This window comes from Sinorhizobium sp. BJ1 (assembly GCF_002531555.1).
GTDB classification, from domain to species: Bacteria; Pseudomonadota; Alphaproteobacteria; order Rhizobiales; family Rhizobiaceae; genus Sinorhizobium; species Sinorhizobium fredii_B.
In genome coordinates this window covers 83,602-102,532 of record NZ_NWTH01000009.1, presented here as the reverse complement: position 1 = coordinate 102,532, position 18,931 = coordinate 83,602, and the positions used below count along the sequence as shown (strand labels likewise).

At 63.8% G+C, this 18,931-nt stretch carries 16 protein-coding genes; 5 read left to right on the top strand and 11 right to left on the bottom strand.

Annotated features, from left to right (window positions below):
* Positions 1 to 2,598, top strand: coding sequence for a DNA ligase D (ligD, locus tag CO676_RS14985; protein ID WP_097521641.1), 2,598 nt, complete (start codon positions 1 to 3; stop codon positions 2,596 to 2,598).
* A 6-nt stretch (positions 2,599 to 2,604) separates the two neighbouring features.
* Here ligD and ybgC read toward each other — a convergent pair whose 3' ends face one another.
* Positions 2,605 to 3,060, bottom strand: a complete 456-nt coding sequence (ybgC, locus tag CO676_RS14980) for a tol-pal system-associated acyl-CoA thioesterase (RefSeq protein ID WP_014765847.1) — start codon at positions 3,058 to 3,060, stop codon at positions 2,605 to 2,607.
* Between the two features lie 126 nt (positions 3,061 to 3,186).
* Between ybgC and CO676_RS14975 the strand changes: the two genes are divergently transcribed.
* Genes CO676_RS14975 through CO676_RS14965 form a run of 3 tightly spaced genes read left to right on the top strand, consistent with a single transcriptional unit; the run spans position 3,187 to position 6,172 of the window.
* A complete protein-coding gene (locus CO676_RS14975; RefSeq protein ID WP_014765848.1) occupies positions 3,187 to 4,407 on the top strand; it encodes an NAD-dependent epimerase/dehydratase family protein in 1,221 nt (406 codons plus the stop codon).
* Complete coding sequence (locus tag CO676_RS14970; protein WP_097521640.1) at positions 4,404 to 5,282, top strand: glycosyltransferase; 879 nt, start codon at positions 4,404 to 4,406, stop codon at positions 5,280 to 5,282. The genes CO676_RS14975 and CO676_RS14970 overlap by 4 nt, the downstream gene beginning before the upstream one ends.
* Positions 5,279 to 6,172, top strand: coding sequence for an SDR family oxidoreductase (locus CO676_RS14965; RefSeq protein WP_097521639.1), 894 nt, complete (start codon positions 5,279 to 5,281; stop codon positions 6,170 to 6,172). Before CO676_RS14970 ends, CO676_RS14965 begins: the two co-directional genes overlap by 4 nt.
* Before the next feature lie 41 nt (positions 6,173 to 6,213).
* Here CO676_RS14965 and CO676_RS14960 read toward each other — a convergent pair whose 3' ends face one another.
* From CO676_RS14960 to ruvC, 4 genes are all read right to left on the bottom strand, one after another.
* Positions 6,214 to 7,116, bottom strand: a complete 903-nt coding sequence (locus CO676_RS14960; protein ID WP_097521638.1) for a metallophosphoesterase — start codon at positions 7,114 to 7,116, stop codon at positions 6,214 to 6,216.
* 1 nt (position 7,117) lies between these two features.
* The gene (gene ruvB / locus CO676_RS14955; protein ID WP_097521637.1) at positions 7,118 to 8,158 is read right to left on the bottom strand and encodes a Holliday junction branch migration DNA helicase RuvB; all 1,041 of its coding nucleotides are present in this window, start codon (positions 8,156 to 8,158) and stop codon (positions 7,118 to 7,120) included.
* A 146-nt stretch (positions 8,159 to 8,304) separates the two neighbouring features.
* The gene (gene ruvA / locus CO676_RS14950; RefSeq protein ID WP_014765853.1) at positions 8,305 to 8,922 is read right to left on the bottom strand and encodes a Holliday junction branch migration protein RuvA; all 618 of its coding nucleotides are present in this window, start codon (positions 8,920 to 8,922) and stop codon (positions 8,305 to 8,307) included.
* A gap of 63 nt (positions 8,923 to 8,985) precedes the next feature.
* A complete protein-coding gene (gene ruvC / locus CO676_RS14945) occupies positions 8,986 to 9,498 on the bottom strand; it encodes a crossover junction endodeoxyribonuclease RuvC (RefSeq protein WP_097521636.1) in 513 nt (170 codons plus the stop codon).
* Positions 9,499 to 9,669: 171 nt separating this feature from the next.
* Here ruvC and CO676_RS14940 point away from each other — a divergent pair, with 171 nt between their 5' ends.
* Complete coding sequence (locus CO676_RS14940) at positions 9,670 to 10,671, top strand: LLM class flavin-dependent oxidoreductase (RefSeq protein ID WP_097521635.1); 1,002 nt, start codon at positions 9,670 to 9,672, stop codon at positions 10,669 to 10,671.
* Positions 10,672 to 10,731: 60 nt separating this feature from the next.
* Here the strand turns inward: CO676_RS14940 and CO676_RS14935 are convergent, their stop codons facing one another.
* The 6 genes from CO676_RS14935 to CO676_RS14910 form a co-directional block, all read right to left on the bottom strand.
* A complete protein-coding gene (locus CO676_RS14935; RefSeq protein ID WP_014765856.1) occupies positions 10,732 to 11,478 on the bottom strand; it encodes a YebC/PmpR family DNA-binding transcriptional regulator in 747 nt (248 codons plus the stop codon).
* A 138-nt stretch (positions 11,479 to 11,616) separates the two neighbouring features.
* Entirely contained in the window at positions 11,617 to 12,456 is an 840-nt protein-coding gene (locus tag CO676_RS14930) for an MBL fold metallo-hydrolase (RefSeq protein ID WP_014765857.1), read from the bottom strand.
* A 193-nt stretch (positions 12,457 to 12,649) separates the two neighbouring features.
* The gene (locus tag CO676_RS14925) at positions 12,650 to 15,826 is read right to left on the bottom strand and encodes a multidrug efflux RND transporter permease subunit (protein WP_097521634.1); all 3,177 of its coding nucleotides are present in this window, start codon (positions 15,824 to 15,826) and stop codon (positions 12,650 to 12,652) included.
* Positions 15,823 to 16,980: an efflux RND transporter periplasmic adaptor subunit gene (locus CO676_RS14920; protein ID WP_014765859.1), complete on the bottom strand. Its 1,158-nt coding sequence runs from the start codon at positions 16,978 to 16,980 to the stop codon at positions 15,823 to 15,825. The genes CO676_RS14925 and CO676_RS14920 overlap by 4 nt, the downstream gene beginning before the upstream one ends.
* A gap of 328 nt (positions 16,981 to 17,308) precedes the next feature.
* A complete protein-coding gene (locus tag CO676_RS14915; RefSeq protein WP_014765860.1) occupies positions 17,309 to 18,133 on the bottom strand; it encodes a YmdB family metallophosphoesterase in 825 nt (274 codons plus the stop codon).
* A 59-nt stretch (positions 18,134 to 18,192) separates the two neighbouring features.
* Complete coding sequence (locus CO676_RS14910; protein WP_014765861.1) at positions 18,193 to 18,765, bottom strand: 5-formyltetrahydrofolate cyclo-ligase; 573 nt, start codon at positions 18,763 to 18,765, stop codon at positions 18,193 to 18,195.
* Between the last annotated feature and the right edge of the window lie 166 nt (positions 18,766 to 18,931).

Sequence of the window (18,931 nt, the reverse complement as noted above, 5' to 3'; positions counted from 1 at the left end):
ATGGCCGCGCGCAGTGAACCGCTTTCCGAATACAATCGGCGCCGCGATTTTTCGAAGACCCGCGAACCGAAAGGCGCGGTTGCCCGGACGCATCCCGGCCAGAAGCGCTTTCTCGTCCAGAAGCACGACGCGACCCGGCTGCACTACGATTTCCGCCTTGAATGGGAGGGTGTCCTGAAGAGCTGGGCGGTCACCCGCGGACCGAGCCTCAACCCGGAGGACAAGCGTCTTGCCATCCGCACCGAGGATCACCCCCTGGCCTATGGCGACTTCGAGGGGACGATCCCGGAAGGCGAGTATGGCGGCGGCACGGTGATGCTTTGGGATACCGGCTGGTGGGAACCGGAAGACGATCCCGAGAAGGGCCTGAAAAAAGGCAAGCTCGCCTTCCGCCTGCACGGCAGCCGCATGAAGGGTGGCTGGGCGCTGGTGCGTATGCGCCCGCGGGACGGCGAAAAGCGGGAAAGCTGGCTCTTGGTCAAGCAGGACGACGATGTCGCGTCGGAGGACGGCGAGAGTCTCATAAAGCAACATGTGGTCAGCGCGCGGACCGGCCGAACGATGGACGAGATCGCCGAGGGCCGCGGCGAGAAGCGAGCACGCGTCTGGCATTCGAACAAAAACACGGCCGCCAATCTCAAGGCCGGCGCAGTTTCGCAAGACGAAGGTCGGAGCAAGCGCCGGGCGCGAAAATCCTCCGTCAAACCACCCGCCTTCCGGCCGCCGCAGCTTGCCACCCTGGTCACGAAAGCGCCCGCTGGCGACGACTGGCTGAACGAAGCGAAGTTCGACGGCTACCGCCTGATAGCCGCCGTCGGCGGCGGGATCGCCCGCTGCTATACGCGCAACGGTCTCGATTGGACCGAGAAGTTCCCGGCGATTGCCGCCGCCCTTGCGGAACTCGACTGCGACTCCGCGCTGATCGACGGCGAGGTGGTGGCGCTGGCGGACCAAGGGTCGAATTTCTCCGCCCTGCAGAAGGCCTTGAGAACCGGTGCGAGCATGCGTTTCTACGCCTTCGACCTGATCGAACTCGATGACAAGGACCTCAGCCGCCGGCCGCTCGTCGAAAGGAAAGAGAAGCTGGCGGCGCTGCTCGACTCGCTCGGCACCACGGCGACCATCCAGTACAGCGAGCATGTCCGCGGCAATGGCGAGCACATCCTGGCGGCAATATGCAAGGCCGGCCACGAAGGCATCATCGCCAAGGAGGCGAAGGCCCCCTACCGCAGCGGCCGCACGCGAAGCTGGCTGAAGGTGAAATGCACGAAACGCCAGGAATTCGTCATCGGCGGCTACACCCCCTCGACCAAGAAAGGGCGCGCCTTCGCCTCGCTTCTTCTCGGCACCTTCGAGGGCGGCAAGCTGATCTATCGGGGCGGCGTCGGCACCGGCTTCGGCGAAAAGGTGATGGAGGAGCTTGCCGCGGCCTTTGCGAAGCGCCAACGTCCGACATCGCCCTTCGATCAAGTGCCGCGCGAAAGGAGCCGAGATGCCGTCTGGCTGAAGCCCGACCTCGTCGCTGAGGTGGACTTCGCAGAGTTCACCGCTGACGGACATATCCGCCACGGCTCGTTCGAGGGATTGCGCGAGGACAGGGAGGCCAAGACCGTGAAACTGGAAACAGCGAAACCGACAGACGCCGAGCCGGGGGCCGCGAAGGGCAAATCCTCAGCCAAGACCCGTACGGCGTCGCCCACCAAGGGCGATGCCGATGTCCTCGGCGTCCACATCTCGCACCCCGACCGGATCCTTTTCGAGGGTCAGGGCATCACCAAGATCGATCTCGCCCGCTACTATGCCGTCGTCGCGGAGCGGATGCTGCCCTTCGCCGCAGACCATCCCGTTTCGCTGGTGCGTTGCCCCCAGGGCGGGCAGCGGCAATGTTTCTTCCAGAAGCATGCAAACGAGGGCTTCCCGGAGGCGATCCGGGAAGTGCCGATCACGGAATCATCGGGCGAGACCGAAAACTACATGTATGTCCACGACGCCAAGGGTCTCGTCGCCGCCGTGCAGATGGGCACGCTCGAGTTTCACATCTGGGGTGCAACGATCGACCGCCTGGAAAAACCCGATCGCCTGGTCTTCGACCTCGATCCCGATCCGAGCGTCGACTTCGCCACAGTGAAGGCAGCCGCCACCACGCTCCGCGACGAACTTGCCGAGATCGGCCTCAAGACGGTTGCCATGGTGACCGGCGGCAAGGGCGTCCACGTCATCGTGCCGCTTCGTCCGCACGCCGAATGGGACGAGGCGAAGGGCTTCGCCAAGAGGCTTGCGCAGACTTTCGCCGAGCGCGACCCCGAGCATTTCGTCGCCACCATGTCCAAGGCAAAGCGCGAGGGGCGGATCTTCATCGACTGGCTGAGGAACGACCGCGGCGCCACCGCGATCGCCCCCTACTCCACCCGCGCCCGCGCAGGCGAACCCGTCGCCACTCCGGTCAGCTGGGACGAGCTCGAAGCCCTCGACGCCGCCAATACCTTCCACATCGCCGACATCATCGAGCGCATCGAGGCCGGCACCGATCCCTGGCGCGAGATCGGCGAGATCAAGCAGTCGCTGACGAAGAAAATGCTGAATTCGACAATCAGCTAGGGCAACTCAGGCAGCGGCTCCTTGCGCCGCCAGGAACTTCGCCGCCAGCGCCTCCGGCAACCGGCGCGGGCGGCCCTGGCCGTTGATCACCGCGATGATCACCTTGGCCGCGATCAACAGCGCGCCGGCGCGGCGGATCTCCTGCTGCAGCACCATTTTGGCGCCGCCGGCCTTCTCGGTGGTCGTCTCGATCGACAGGATGTCGTCCATGCGCGCCGGCGACTTGAAATCGATCTCCATCCGGTGAACGACGAAGACCAAGCCTTCCGCATCGCCCTCGACGGCGAGTGACGCCTGTTCCACGCCGAGCAACCGAAGATAGTCGGTCCGCGCCCGTTCCATGAAATGCAGGTAGCGGGCGTGGTAGACGACGCCGGAGAAATCGGTGTCCTCGTAATAGACCCGCTGGATCAAACGGTGGCCCGTCTCGGTCAGCTCGCCGGCAAGTGAAATCAGTGACATGGCATTCTCCGGGAGGATCTTTGCTTTTCCTGTGCAGGAACGAAAAGACATTTGCAAGCATTGCAGCTTTGTCACAATCCTATCCTATCAGGTGCCCTGTCCTCTTCCCGATCAGGAGAATCGCGCATGAAGATCGCAATCCTCGGCGGCGACGGTTTTGTCGGCTGGCCCACCGCGTTGCATTTGTCCGACGCGGGCCATGACGTCCACATTCTCGACAATCTCTCTCGCCGCTGGATCGACACCGAGCTCGGCGTGCAATCCTTGACGCCGATGGACTCCATCCAGGAGCGCACCCGCATCTGGCATGCGGAGACCGGCCGGCGCATCCATTTCAACCTGATCGACCTCGCCCGCGATTACGAACTTCTGAAGAAGTGGCTTGCCGAACATCGCCCCGACGCGATCGTGCACTTTGCCGAGCAGCGCGCTGCGCCCTATTCGATGAAGAGCGACCGCCACAAGAACTACACGGTCAACAACAACGTCAACGCCACCCACAACCTCTTGAATGCGCTGGTCGAGCTCGACCTCGACGCCCATCTCGTGCATCTCGGCACCATGGGCGTCTATGGCTATTCGACGATCGGCGCTGCCATTCCGGAGGGCTATCTGCCGGTCGGGATCGAGACGATGGCCGGCGAGACGGTCAGCCAGGAGATCCTCTACCCGTCCAATCCGGGGTCGATCTACCACATGACCAAGTGCCTCGATCAGCTGCTCTTCCAGTTCTACGCGAAGAATGACGGGCTTCGTATCACGGATCTACACCAGGGCATCGTCTGGGGCACGCATACGGAGCAGACGCGGCGGCATGCGCAGCTCATCAACCGCTTCGATTACGACGGCGATTACGGCACGGTCCTCAACCGCTTCCTGATCCAGGCGGCGATCGGCTATCCGCTGACAGTTCACGGCAGCGGCGGCCAGACCCGCGCCTTCATTCACATCCAGGATTCGGTCCGCTGCATCGAGCTCGCCCTTGAAAATCCCCCGGCGCGCGGCAGCCGCGTCGAGATTTTCAACCAGATGACCGAGACGCACCGCGTCCGCGACCTGGCCGAGATGATTTCCAGCATCAGCGGCTCCGAAATCGCCTGGCTGCCCAACCCGCGCAAGGAAGCGGCCGAAAACGATCTCGTCGTGCAAAACGAGAAGTTCCTGGGCCTCGGGCTTGATCCGATTCGGCTCCAAGACGGCTTGCTTTCGGAGATCGTCGACGTGGCGAAGAAATTCGCCTATCGCGTCGACCGTTCGCGCGTGCCAGCCGTTTCCGCCTGGACGAAGGACATCGCTCCCCTGATCAACCACGATCCGGAGGGCAAGCGGCTGAAATCCGTCTCATGAGCGCTGAGACGCCCCATCCGGACGGCCCCATGCCCTCTGCCCCGGCCGCCGCACAGCACGCCTTCGTGACGCTCGTCACCAATGCCGACTATGCGCTCGGCGCGCGCGCCTTGATACGGTCGATCCGTCTGACGCGGACGCCGGCGGATATCGTCGTGCTCTACACCGGCGGGGTGGACACCGCCGCGCTCGAGCCGCTCACCGAATTCGACTGTCGCCTGATTGAAACGGAGCTGCTGCCGCTCTCGGACGAATTCAACGCCCGGCATCAGCGGCGCAACGTTCACGAGAAGGCGCCCTTCACCAAGGGCCGCAAGCCCGACTTCCACTCGCCGCTCGACAACTTCTGCAAGCTCCGCCTCTGGCAGCTGGTCGAATACGAGCGCTGCGTCTTCATCGATGCCGACGCGATCGTGCTGCGCAATATCGACAAGCTTTTCCTCTACCCGGAGTTTTCCGCCGCGCCGAACGTCTACGAGAGCCTCACCGATTTCCACCGGCTGAATTCCGGCGTTTTCGTCGCAAAGCCCTCGCTTGCGACTTACGAGAACATGCTTGCGGCACTGGACGCACCGGGTGCCTTCTGGCCGCGCACCGACCAAACCTTCCTGCAGAGCTTCTTTCCCGACTGGCACGGCCTGCCGGCGACGATGAACATGCTGCAATATGTCTGGTTCAACCTGCCAGCGCTATGGGATTGGCGGTCGATCGGCGTGCTGCACTATCAGTATGAGAAGCCGTGGGAGAAGGACCATCCGCGCGCGGACGTGCTGCGTCCGCTGATCGAGCTCTGGCATGCCTACCTGACGGGCGAGAACATTCCCGATATCACCAAGCTCGAGAACCCGGCGCGACCCGGCGCTGGCGCCTCATGACCCGCGTCCTCGTGTCCGGCGGCACCGGTTTCGTCGGCCGTTTCATCGTCGAGCACCTGCTTGCAAACGGCTACAAGATCACTGTCGGTGGCCGCTCTCAACCGCCGGAGGGCTTCTTCTCACGGCCAGTCTCCTACGTGCCGCTTCGGCTCGATCCGGACGCCGATCAGGTCGCCGTCTTCGATAGTGTCTACCATTTCGTCCACGCCGCCTTCGAGCATGTCGAGGGCAAGTATCGCGGCGGCGAAGGCGCTGACCCGGAAGGTTTTCGGCGTGCCAATCTCGAGGGGTCGGTCCGCCTATTCGAAGAGGCCCGCAGCGCCGGCGTGCGTCGCTGCGTCTTTTTGTCGAGCCGCGCCGTCTATGGTGAAACGGCGCAGACGGTCCTCGACGAAACTACGCCCGCCGAGCCCCACACGCTCTATGGCGTGGTGAAGGTCGCGGCCGAAGACGTCCTGAGGTCGCTCACCACCCAAGACTTCGTAACCGCCAGCCTGCGCGTCACCGGCGTTTATGGACCGGCAGGCCCCGGCCGGAAACACAAGTGGGCCGGATTGTTCGCCGACTATCTTGCCGGCAGGGTTATTCCGTCGCGCATCGGCACGGAAGTGCATGGCGATGATGTCGCCGAGGCCGTACGCCTGATGCTCGAAGCCGACCCGGCAAAAGTCTCCGGCCAAGTCTTCAACGTATCGGACGTGCTGACCGGCAACCGTGAGATTCTCTCGCTTCTTCAGGCGGCAACCGGCTGTCCGCATCCTCTGCCGCCGGCGGTGGAGACAAATGACTTCAAGGTGATGTCGACCGACAAGCTGCGCGCGCTCGGCTGGCTGCCTGGCGGCTCCGGTCGGCTGGAGGCGACGATCAGGGAGTTAGTGGGGAAGATCTAGTGCGGGTTGGGCAAGGTCCACATGTGCTCCGCCCCGCAAATCTATCCGAGATCGACCACGACAATCTCCGGCGGCACCCCGAAGCGGATGGGTGCAATGGAGCAGCCGAGCCCACCGGAAACGATAAGATTGCGCTCTTCCTCGACGATGTGGCCATAGGCATAGCGGTCGCCGAAGCGCGAAGGCACGACCGGCGAATGGCCGATAAAACGCACCTGCCCGCCATGCGTGTGGCCGGAGAGCGTCAGGGAAACCCGCGCCGGTACCTTCGGGAAAATATCGGGCTCGTGCGCCAGCAGGATGATGGGAGCCTCGTCCGTCACCTGCGCCAACGTGCCATCGAGATCATCGAGCCCGCCCATGGCGCTGCGCTTCCATTTCTTGCCCGGCAGCAGTGCGAGCTGGTCTTCGAGCCCGGCGATCCAGAAGCCCAAACCATCCTTCTCCAACCGGATGGCGCGGTTGCTGTAGACCGAGATGCCGACCTCCACCAATGCGCGGTGGCCGAAGGTCTCGCCGCCGCCATTCTTCTGGGCGGTCCTGTCCTCCCACCAATCGTGATTGCCCATGACCGCATGGACGCCGAGCGGAGCTTCGAGCGCCGACAGTGCCTTCGACCACTCGCTGGAATGGACGTAGCGCGTCACCAGATTCATGCCCGAGGCATAGTCGCCGAGCAGAACCGTGACGTCGCCGCCCAACTCGTTGGCGCGAGTGCAGATGGAAGCAATCCGCCGTGCCGACATCCAGGGCTCGCAGGCATGCAGGTCGGCGATCGCAACGACGCGCAGCTTAAGGCCCGGCGTCCAGCCGGGCGGCGTCAGGCTGTAGTGCGCGATCCGCAGGCGCGCGAGCGGCTCGACGGCAAAGGCATAACCGCCAAGCGCCACGGCGCTGGCAAATCCACCGCCAATGACTTGCATGAAGCCGCGGCGGGTGATCATCTCAGTCGTCCTCGAGCGTCAGGCGAAACTGTGCCGCCTCGACGTCCTTCGGCGGATTGAGTCCCAGATGTTTCCAGGCATTGGCGGTCAGGACGCGGCCGCGCGGCGTGCGCTGGATGAAGCCTTGCTGGATCAGATAGGGCTCGATGATGTCTTCGATCGCATCGCGCGGTTCCGAAAGCCCCGCCGCGATCGTCTCGATGCCGACCGGCCCGCCGCCGAAATTGTGGGCGATCATCGTCAGATAGCGGCGGTCGAGCTGGTCGAGTCCCATGCTGTCGACCAGGAGCCGGGTGAGCGCCTCGTCGGCGATCTGCCGGGTCACTGCCTCGGCACGCGCCACCTCGGCAAAGTCGCGAACCCGTCGCAACAGGCGACCGGCGATGCGCGGCGTGCCGCGGGCGCGGCGGGCGATTTCGCGCGCCCCTTCGTCGGTCATGCCGAGGCCCATCAGCCGCGCGCCGCGGCGGACGATCAGTTCCAGCTCCTCGACCGTGTAGAAATTGAGCCGCACCGGAATACCGAAGCGGTCGCGCAGCGGCGTCGTCAGCAGGCCGAGGCGCGTCGTCGCCGCCACCAGCGTGAATTTCGCAAGATCGATCTTCACCGAACGGGCCGCCGGCCCCTCGCCGATGATCAGGTCGAGCTGGAAATCCTCCATCGCCGGATAGAGGATTTCTTCGACCGCCGGGTTCAACCGGTGGATTTCATCGATGAACAGGACGTCGCGCTCTTCGAGATTGGTAAGCAGCGCCGCGAGATCGCCGGCCTTGGCGATGACCGGCCCCGACGTCGAGCGGAAATTGACGCCGAGTTCCTTCGCCATGATCTGCGCCAGCGTCGTCTTGCCGAGCCCGGGCGGGCCGACGAAGAGCACGTGATCGAGCGCCTCGCCGCGGTTGCGCGCCGCCTCGATGAAGATCTTGAGGTTGGCGCGGGCCTCCGCCTGGCCGGTAAACTCGTCGAGCGACTGCGGGCGCAGCGTCACATCGAGGTCCTCGCCCCGCTTCTCCGGCGCAATCAGGCGTGCGGCTTCAGTCATCTCAAACTTCCGTTGCGGGGTGGATCGCGCTGCCGCTCAATGCCGCTATGCGCACCCCAACCATAGTGCGAGCGCTCCCGCCAATCCAGTGCGATCGCGTCACGACCCCTCACTCCGATGCCATTGTGGCTGCAGAATGGGTTGCGTCACCGCGCCAGTTCCTTCAGCCCAAGGCGGATGAGCTTGGCACTGTCACCCCCCTCGCCGCCATTCTTCAACGCCGCAGCCACGGCGTTCGCCGCCTGGTCGCGCGAATAACCGAGATTGGTCAAGGCCGAAACCGCATCCGAGACCGGCGCGGAGGCGACCCCCTCGCCCAGTTCCTGCTTGAGCGCGATCGACGCGGACATCTCGCCGGCAAAGGCCGGAGCCTTGTTCTTCAGTTCCGTGACGATCCGAACCGCCACCTTCGGCCCGACGCCGGGAGCGCGCGCCACCGACGTCTTGTCCTGCAGCGCGATGGCATTGGCGAGTTCGCCGGGCGTCAGCGTGGAAAGCAGCGCCAGGGCCACCTTGGAGCCCACCCCCTGGACGGTCTGCAGCAGGCGGAACCATTCGCGCTCAAGCGCCGACAGGAAGCCGAAAAGCCTCAACTGGTCTTCGCGGACATAGGTCTCGATGAAGAGCACGGCGGCCTCGCCGGCCGAACCAAGCTTGGCGAGGGTGCGCGCCGAGCAATAAGCTACATATCCGACGCCATGGACGTCGAGGACGACATAGTCTTCGCCGATCTCGTCGATGGTGCCCTTGAGCTTGCCGATCATCTGGCTTCCGTCTTTCTGGCTGGTTCCAAAGCGCTAGCGTCTACAGACATTCCGTCAGCCACACTACCCGGCAAGTGCCGCGAGGCGGCTGGTCACCGCCTGCCTGTTATGCGCGTGGCAGATGGCAATCGCCAGCGCGTCGGCCGCGTCATTGCCCTTGAACTCGGCCTTGGGCATCAGCACCTTCAGCATCATGTGGATCTGCTGCTTCTCGCCATGGCCGACGCCGATCACGGCCTTCTTGACGGCGTTCGGCGCATATTCGGCGACCCTCAAGCCCGCGCGGGCCGGGACCAGCATGGCGATGCCGCGCGCCTGGCCGAGCTTCAGCGTCGCGGTCGCATCCTTGTTGACGAAGGTCTGCTCCACCGCCGCCTCGTGCGGCTGGTAGCTGTGCATGACCTCGGCAAGGCCGTCGTGCAACTGGCAAAGGCGCGAGGCGAGGTCCATCTCGCCGTCCGAGGTCACGGTGCCCGAGGCAACGAACCGCAACGAATTGCCAAGCCTCTCGATAATTCCCCAACCGGTGCGTCTCAACCCCGGATCGATGCCGATGATGCGAATCGTACTCTGCATGTCTCACCCTATGTCGGTCGACCGGACGCTGCCAGCAAAAAGTGAACAAAACAAAAACATTACACAGGATTGGCCAGCGCGGCAGTGAAAACGGCCTGGCCGCCCTTGGACTTAGGAAACTTGAACCTACATTCGCGGACGATCAATTTCTTTTAACCAAAGGCATTCGCCATGATCCCCTTCTCCATTCTCGACCTGTCGCCGATTACGGAAGGCGGCAGCGTCGCCCAGTCGCTGGAAAACTCGCGCCGGCTGGCCATCGCGGCCGAAGAGAGTGGCCTCAAGCGCTTTTGGCTGGCCGAGCATCACGGCATGAAGGGAATTGCCAGCGCCGCGACGTCGATCGTCATTTCGCATGTGGCGTCGGCGACAAAAACCATTCGGGTCGGCTCCGGCGGTATCATGCTTCCCAACCATTCGCCGCTCGTCATTGCCGAGCAATTCGGCACGCTCGCGGCGCTTTATCCGGGCCGCATCGATCTCGGCCTCGGCCGCGCTCCCGGAACCGACATGCGGACCGCGCAGGCGCTCCGGCGTAATATGGAAGCGAGCTCCAACAATTTCCCGAACGATGTCGTGGAGCTGCAGGCGCTGCTCGGCCCGGTCAGCGAAGACCAGAAGATCATCGCCGTGCCAGGGGCCGATTCGAACGTGCCCCTCTGGCTGCTCGGCTCCAGCCATTTCAGCGCCCATCTCGCCGGCATACTCGGGCTCCCCTTTGCCTTCGCCTCGCATTTCGCACCGGACATGCTGCTCTCGGCGCTGGAAATCTATCGCGAGCGCTTCACGTCGTCGCCGCAACTCGACAAGCCGCATGTCATGGTCGGCGTCATGGGCGTCGCCGCCGACACGGACGAGGAGGCGAATTTTCTCTTCACGTCGATGCAGCAGTCCTTCGTGGCGCTTCGCCGCAATGCGCGCGGCCGCTTCCCGCCACCCGTCCAATCGATGGACGAGCTGTGGAGCCGGGATGAAAAGATCTTCGTCGACCACGCCATGAGCTATGCGGTGGTCGGCGGTCCCGAAACCATCCGTCGCAAGATCACCGCTTTCGTCGATGTCACCAAGGCCGACGAACTGATCATATCCATGCCGATCTTCGACATGGATAAGCGGCTGCATTCGCTGGAATTGTTCGCCGAGGCACAACGGTCTCTTGCCGCAGCCGGCTGAAAACGAAAGACCCTCATCGCTTCACGCGATGCGGGTCTATGGCCTTGCAGAAATGTCGCGTCAGGCCGACAGCTTGGCCAGGACCTCGTCGGAAACTTCGAAGTTCGAATAGACGTTCTGGACGTCGTCGTCGTCTTCGAGATTGTCGATGAGCTTCATCAGCGACTGTGCCTTTTCCTCGTCGACCGGCACCGTGTTCTGCGGCCTCCAGATCGCCTTGACGGTCTCGGCTTCGCCGAGCACGCCCTCAAGCGCCTTCGAAACGTCGCCGATATCCTCGAAACCGCAGATGATCGTGTGGCCTTCCTCGTCCGTCGACACATCCTCGGCACCTGCCTCGATCGCGGCTTCCATCACCTTGTCGGCGTCACCCGCGGACAGCGTGTAGGTGATTTCGCCGACGCGATCGAAGGAGAAGGAGACCGACCCTGTTTCACCGAGTGCGCCGCCTGCCTTTGTGAAAGTCGAGCGGACATTGGAGGCGGTGCGGTTGCGGTTGTCGGTCAGCGCCTCGACGATGACGGCAACGCCGCCCGGGCCATAGCCCTCGTAGCGGACTTCCTCGTAGTTCTCGGCATCGCCGCCGGCGGCCTTCTTGACGGCGCGCTCGATGTTGTCCTTCGGCATCGACTGCGCCTTGGCGTTCTGGATCGCCAGGCGCAGGCGGGGGTTCATGCCCGGGTCTGGCAGGCCGGTTTTCGCCGCGACGGTGATTTCGCGCGCCAGCTTGGAAAACATTTTGGAGCGCACCGCGTCCTGACGGCCCTTGCGGTGCATGATGTTCTTGAACTGTGAATGGCCAGCCATGGCGCCCTCTGCATGCAATGTTGGGATCGGGCGCCTTATAGTTTCATTGCCGCTTCCCGTCCAGCAGGGGCACCGTCATTTCGAGAGGGCCAAAGTAAAGACCCGGTGCTAACTAGCTCCCGGTGCCGAGGTCATTCGTCAAACACCCAGCAAGACATAGATCAGCGGTTTGCTCGGAAGCGTGCGCAGGGAAACCCTGACGCTCGGTCCGGTGGCGAAGCTCTTGTCGTAGCCGTCGCCGAACATCGCCAGAAAATCGCCGATCGGCGGCCCGCGCCGGTGCATCGGCAGGATCAGCGCGGCACGCAGCCGCGACGTAACGCGGCTCATGCTTTCCGCGCCCATCGTCAGGCCTCCGTCGACCGGCACCATCAGCACGTCGAGCCGGCCGATCTGCCGGTAATGGCTGTCGTCGAGCTCGTGATGCAGGTGGCCGAGATGGCCGATGCAGAGCCCCGCGACCTCGAAGATGAAGATCGAATTGCCGTCGGGTTCCATGCCCTCGAAACCCGAACGAATGTCGGTCGTCACGTTGCGGATATAGGTGTCGCCGACGACGATGTCGTGGTCGGCCGCCTCGCCGTCATCGCCCCACCCGTGCAGCACGTAACGGATCGCCGGGTCCGGCGTCAGCGTGTAATGGGTCGAATGGGCCTTGTTCATCGTCACGACGGTCGGCGGCGCCGCCGCCCGGAACCAGCCATTGTAGTCGGTGGCGATCGAAATGCCGCCCGGCGTTTCGATCAGGAAAGTCGAGTGGCCGAGATAGGTGATGGTGACCTCGCCATCGGCGGCTGCTGCGACAGGCGCGATCTCAGGCGCGTCGAAGCTGGCGAAGGTCGCCGCCGGCGTGGCTTCGGCGATCGCCTGGCACTGGCTGATCGGGGCGGACGCGTCCTGCGCATGGGCCGGCTCCGGCCAAAGCGTATGGACGAACCAGATGGCGACGAGGGCGTAGGCAAGGTACCGCAGCAGCATCCTTCACCTCTCATACGTTCTTGGAGCGGGATGAGGAAAATACGTGCGGATTTCCGCCCGCATCCCCTGCCGACTTCCCAGGATCGGCCAGTGAGAATCCTGCAAGCCCGCGACCCCGTCCACATACAAATGGCAGCCAGCCGCTCACAATCGTGTCATTGCGGCCGGGCGCGTCCTTGCGGCCGGGCTCGCATTACTCCGCCGGCGCTCCCGCTGCCTCCGGCACTGGCGCACGCTTGCGGCGGAACGAACGCAGCGTCACGTAGAAGACCGGGGTCAGGAAGAGGCCGAGGAAAGTGACGCCCAGCATGCCGGAGAACACCGCCGTGCCTAGCGACTGACGCATTTCGGCGCCGGGACCGGTCGCGATCACCAGGGGAACGACGCCGAGGATGAATGCGAAGGCGGTCATCAGGATAGGACGCAGCCGCAGCCGGCTTGCCTCGATCGCCGCTTCGATCGGCGACTTGCCCTCGTCCTCGCCCTGGCGGGCGAATTCGACGATCAGGATCGCATTCTTCGCGGCAAGGCCGATCAGCACGATGAGGCCGATCTGCGTCAGGACATTGTTGTCCATTCCCCGCAGTGAAACGCCGAGAAGGGCGGCGAGAACGGCAAGCGGCACGATCAGAATGATCGCCAGCGGCAGCACCCAGCTCTCATATTGGGCGGCAAGCGCCAGGAACACGAAGATCACCGACAGCGCGAAGATGAACACGGCAGTATTGCCGGTCTGGCGCTCCTGCAAGGCAAGCTCGGTCCACTCGAAGGTCGTGCCCTGCGGCAGCATCTGCCCGGCAAGCGCCTCCATCTTGTCGAGCGCCGTGCCGGTCGAGACACCGGGCGCCGGATTGCCCTGAAGAGGCACGGAGACATACATATTGTAGCGCTGCACGAGCGCAGGTCCGCTCGTGTCGCGGATCTCGACGAGTGTTCCGAGCGGCACCAGCGCGCCCGATGCGGACCGCACCTTCAGCGCAAGGATGTCGTCGCGTTCCACGCGATATTGCTGGTCGGCTTGCGCACGGACCTGGTAGACGCGGCCGAACGCGTTGAAATCGTTGACGTAGGACGTCCCGAGATTGATCGACAGCGTCTCGAAGATGTTGGGGATAGGGACGTTCAATGCCCGCGCCTTGTCGCGGTCGATCGCCAGGAAGAATTGCGGGCTCGAGGCCGAGAAGGTGGTGAAGACGCCCACCAGTCCTTCGGTCTGGTTGGCCGCTCCCATCATCTGGTGGGCGAGCCCGAGCGCGCGGCGCATGTCGGCGCTCTGGCGATCCATGATCTGCATCTTGAAGCCGCCCGAATTGCCGATGCCGCGCACCGACGGCGGCGGCACGGCGATGATGAAGGCCTCCTGAATGCTCTGCATCGCGCCGAACATCTGGCCGATGATCTGCGTGGCGCTTTGGCCGTCTTCCAGCCGCTCCTCGAAACTGTCGAAGGGCGTGAAGATAACGCCCGAATTCGAGGCATTGGTGAAGGTGGCCCCGTTGAAGCCGGCGAAGGCGACGGCGTCCCTCACCCCCGGGACCTCGCGGATCATTGCCGACGCACGCTGGACGACGGCATCGGTCCGCTCGAGCGCGGCGCCGTCGGGGAGTTGGATGACGACGATCGCGTAGCCCTGGTCCATCGTCGGAATGAAGCCGCGCGGCACGATCTGCGCCATGTACCAGGTGGCCCCGAGCAGGGCGACGAAGACAAGCAGCGCCGCGGCCAGCGCCAGCCGCGTCTGGACAAGGCGGCGCACCACCCAGCCATAGCCGTCGGCCATCCGGTCGAAGCCGTTGTTGAAGCCATTCGCCAGTGCTCGGCCGAAGCGGGTCACCGGATTGCGGCCTTCGTGCTCGTGGTTGTCATGCGGGCGCAACAGGATGGCCGCAAGCGCCGGCGACAAGGTCAGCGAGTTGATGGCGGAGATCACCGTCGCGACCGCGATCGTCACGGCGAACTGCAGGTAGAATTGACCGGCAATACCCGGGATGAAGGCGGTCGGCACGAAGACTGCGGTCAGGACGAGCGAGATGGCGATTACCGCCGCGCCGACCTCGTCCATGGTCACATGCGCCGCCTCTCGCGGCGTCATGCCGCGCGCCAGATTGCGCTCGACATTCTCGACGACGACGATCGCATCGTCGACCACGATGCCGATCGCCAGCACCAGGCCGAAGAGGGTCAGCATGTTGAGCGAGAAGCCGAAGGCGAAGAGCAGGGCGAATGTGCCGATCAGCGAGACCGGAATGGCGACGATCGGAATGATCGCGGTGCGCCAGGACTGGAGGAAGACGATGACCACCAGCGCGACGAGGATCACCGCCTCGCCGATCGTCAAGTAGACCTCGTCGATCGACTCCGAGATGAACTCGGTGGGGTTGTAGATGATCCTGTATTCGAGGCCTTCCGGAAAATCCCGGGAAAGGTCGGCCATCGTTGCCTGGATCGCGTCCGCCGCCGCAAGCGCATTGGTGCCGGGACGCGAGAAGATGCCGAGGGCGACGGCCGGGCTGCCGTTCAGATAGCTGTTGGTCACATATTCGCGCGCGCCTAGCTCGACGCGAGCGACGTCCTGCAACTGCACGAGCCTGCCATCCTCGGTCGCCTTGACGATCACATAACGGAATTGCCGGGCGTCACTGAAGCGGCCGTCGGTGGTGACGGTGTATTGAAAGGCACTGTCGCCCGACATCGGCGGACCACCGATCGAGCCGCCGGAGACCTGGACGTTCTGCTGGCGCAGCGCCTCGACGACATCGCCGGACGTCATGCCGTAGGCCGAGAGTTTCTGCGGATCGAGCCAGACCCGAAGCGCATATTCGCGTTCGCCGAAGAGGAGGACGTCGCCGACGCCGTCGAGCCGAACGAGCAGGTCGCGAATGCGCGAGCGGGCATAGTTGGAGACATAGAGCTGGTCGTAGCGGTCGTTCGGCGAGAGCAGGTGAACGACCATCATCAGGTCCGGCGAGCTCTTGGTGGTGGTGACGCCGATGCGCCTGACGTCTTCCGGCAAGCGCGGCTCGGCGATCGAGACGCGGTTCTGCACCAGCACCTGCGCCTGATCGAGGTCCGTGCCGAGCTTGAAGGTAATCGTCAGCGACATCGACCCGTCGGCGGTCGAGTAGGAGGACATGTAGAGCATGTTCTCGACGCCGTTGATCTCCTGTTCGAGCGGGGTCGCGACGGTGTTGGCAACGGTCTCCGCATCCGCTCCCGGATAGGAGGCCCTGACGACGATGGTGGGCGGGGCGATTTCCGGATATTGCGCCACCGGCAGCTGGAAATAGGCGATGCCGCCGACGATCAGGAGCACGATCGACAGCACCGAAGCGAAGATCGGCCGGTCGACGAAGAAGTGCGCAAATCTCATTGGGCATTCTCCGCCGAGTGCGCTGCCTCCTGCGGCAGCACGACGAGTTCCGGCTTCACCTTGACGCCCGGCCGCGCACGCATGATCCCGTTGACGATGATCGTCTCGTCGCCCGTCAGGCCGCTGCGGATAACCCGGTAACCATGTAGCCGCGGCCCGAGGCGCACCGCCTTTGTGGCGACGCTTCCGTCTTCGCCGACCACATAGACGACGCGTTCGTTCTGGTCGGCGGCGATGGCCTCGTCGGGAACGAGGATCGCCTGATAGGTGTTGGAACCTTCGACCTCGACGCGCCCGAACAGGCCCGGCTGCAGAATGAAATTGGGATTCTCGAAGCGGGCACGCAAACGCATCGTGCCCGTCTGATTGTCGACCCGGTTCTCGGAAAAGTCGAGCTTGCCTTCGAAGGGTGGTTCCGTGGCGTCGGCAATCGTCACCAGCACCGAGAGCGCTCCTGCGCCCTCCTGCAGCGCGCTGCCGCGTTCACGCGCCGTGCGCGCATAGGAAAGCAGCCGCCGCTCGTCGACATCGAAATAGAAATCGATCGGATCGAGCGAGACGATCGTCGTCAACACAGTCTCGTCCGCCTGGACGAGGTTACCGGGCGAAATCCATCGCCGGTCGACGCGGCCACTGAGCGGCGCGGTGATCGTGGTGTATTCGAGATCAAGCCTGGCCCGATCGACGGCCGCCTGTGCGCCGCGCATATTGGCCTGCGCGGCAAGCAGCGCGCGACGATCGTCGTCTAGCCTGGAAACGGAGAGCGTGCCCGTACCGGCGAGCGATTCGGTCCGCTTGAACTGCGCTTCGGCGAAGCTGAGCGTCGACTGTGCCGAGGCAAGCGACGCCTCCGCCTGGGAAAGAGCCAGGCGGAACGGTCGCTGGTCGATAACGAAGAGCTTGTCGCCCTTCTTCACCAGCGCCCCATCGGTAAAGAACACCTGATCGAGATAACCGCCGACGCGCGAACGGATCGAAACCTCGTCCACGGCTGCAAAGCGGCCGATGAATTCATCGGCATCGATGACGTCGCGCACCACCGGCTTGGCGACAGTCACCGCCGGCATTTGCGCATCCTGCGCCGCTGCCGGTGTCGACATGAGTAGGGAGATGGAAATGCCGACGATCGCCGGCAGACGCCACTTTCGCAACATGCACGCTCTCCAGGCACTTGACCATCAAGATCGCCCGGCGCGGGTTGGAATCAATCCAGTTGCCGTGGCGACATTTTCGAGCCCCGGGGCATTTGCCTCAGGGTAGCGCCAAAGCGGGGAAGAGGAAGGGTGCATGCGGCTATTCCGCACGCATTTCGCTCTGGCTTCTAGATCGACATGGGAACTTGCGATAGCGGCCGCTCGATACGGCTCTGATTTTGCGCGCTAACCTGCCACCATTTTCAAACTCTGTCACTGAAAAAAGCATTGGCGCGCAGGCGCCAGAAAATGGCTAGGCGCCGCTTCAGCGGCCGAACGCGTCCGATGCCTAGGACCAGAATTCCGGGATCGTTTCGCCAAGCCGGGCACCGAGCCGGAGCGGCGCGATCTTTTCGGCAAGTCCGGTGCGGTCGGAGATCTCCACGCCGACGCCGCAGATGGTGGCTGGACCGGATGCCGCCTCGAAGCGGCCCTTGGGCATCTTGGAGATGAAACGATTGAGCGGCTCTTCCTTCTCCATGCCAAGCGAGGAATCGTAGTCGCCGCACATGCCGGCGTCGCTGATATAGCCGGTGCCGCCGTTGAGGATCTGGTGATCGGCGGTCGGCACATGGGTATGGGTGCCTACCACGAGGCTGGCGCGCCCGTCGACGAAGTGGCCGAAGCACTGTTTCTCGCTTGTCGCCTCGGCATGGAAGTCGAAGACCACGGCATCGGCCTGTTCTCCGAGCGGGCAGGCCTCGAGAATCGCCTCGGCGCATTTGAACGGGTCATCGAGCTCCGGATGCATGAAGACCCGGCCCATGACATTGGCGACCAGCACGCGGGCGCCGTTGCGGGCAAAGAACAGGTTGGACCCGCGACCGGGCGTGCCGGCCGGATAGTTCGCCGGGCGCAGGAACTGGTCGTGCCGCTCGCAGAAGACCACGGCCTCCTTTTGGTCCCAGACATGGTTGCCGGTCGTCACCACGTCGGCACCGGCGCTGATCGTCTCCAGGAAGATGTCCTCGGTGATGCCGAAGCCGCCGGCGGCGTTCTCGCCATTGACGACGATGAAGTCGAGCTTGAGATCACCTACCAGTCCCGGGAGGCGCTCCCAGACCGCAGTACGGCCCGTCTTGCCAACCATATCTCCCAGAAACAGAAGTCGCATGCTGCTCAATCCCGCTTGGATCACGATGATCAAGGTCGAATCCACCCAAATCAGCGCGCTCAAAAATGTCGAAAACCGCTCTCCGTCAACACGGCGTCCAGCGCCACGTCATGCGGTTCCGCCGGCACTGATGCCACTTCCTGGCAGTCGAATGCAATCCCGATCAGGCGCGGCACGTGGCCTTTGCTGCGCAATCGGTCGATCGCGCGGTCATAATAACCGGCGCCGTAGCCGATACGATGGCCAACCGCGTCAAAGGCGGAGAGCGGCACCAGCATGATGTCCGGGTCGAGTTCCGGTGCTTCCGGGCCTGGACCCGTCGTCCCGAAACCGGTTTCGACAACCGCCACGCCGTCGGCGAGCTCGCGAAACACGATGGTCTTCTTGTCGAGGATCACCGGCAGGCAAAGTCGCGCACCGCGATCCTTGAGCCGCACCATCAGCGGCCGGATGTCCGCCTCCGATCGGATCGGCCAGAAGCCCGAAACGACGTGGCCGGGATCGAGGGCGATGATCTCGGCGGCGTGATCCGCCATCGCAAGGCTCGCCTCGATCCGAGCTTCCGCCGGCATGGCGTCGCGCATGGCCAGACGCTCCGTCCGCAGCGCGGCCTTCAAGTCCTTCGGTGACATCAAGCCTCCCTTTCGGCAAACCGTTCTTGACGGGCCACGAGATAGTGCAGATCGCAGGCGAACTGAACCCGTGCCCCCCCGTCGCTTTTGCAACATTTCGCGACAGACCTCCACCCTTCCCATATCGAAACAGCATTAACTCGCTCTTCACCACTTGCCGCAGTTC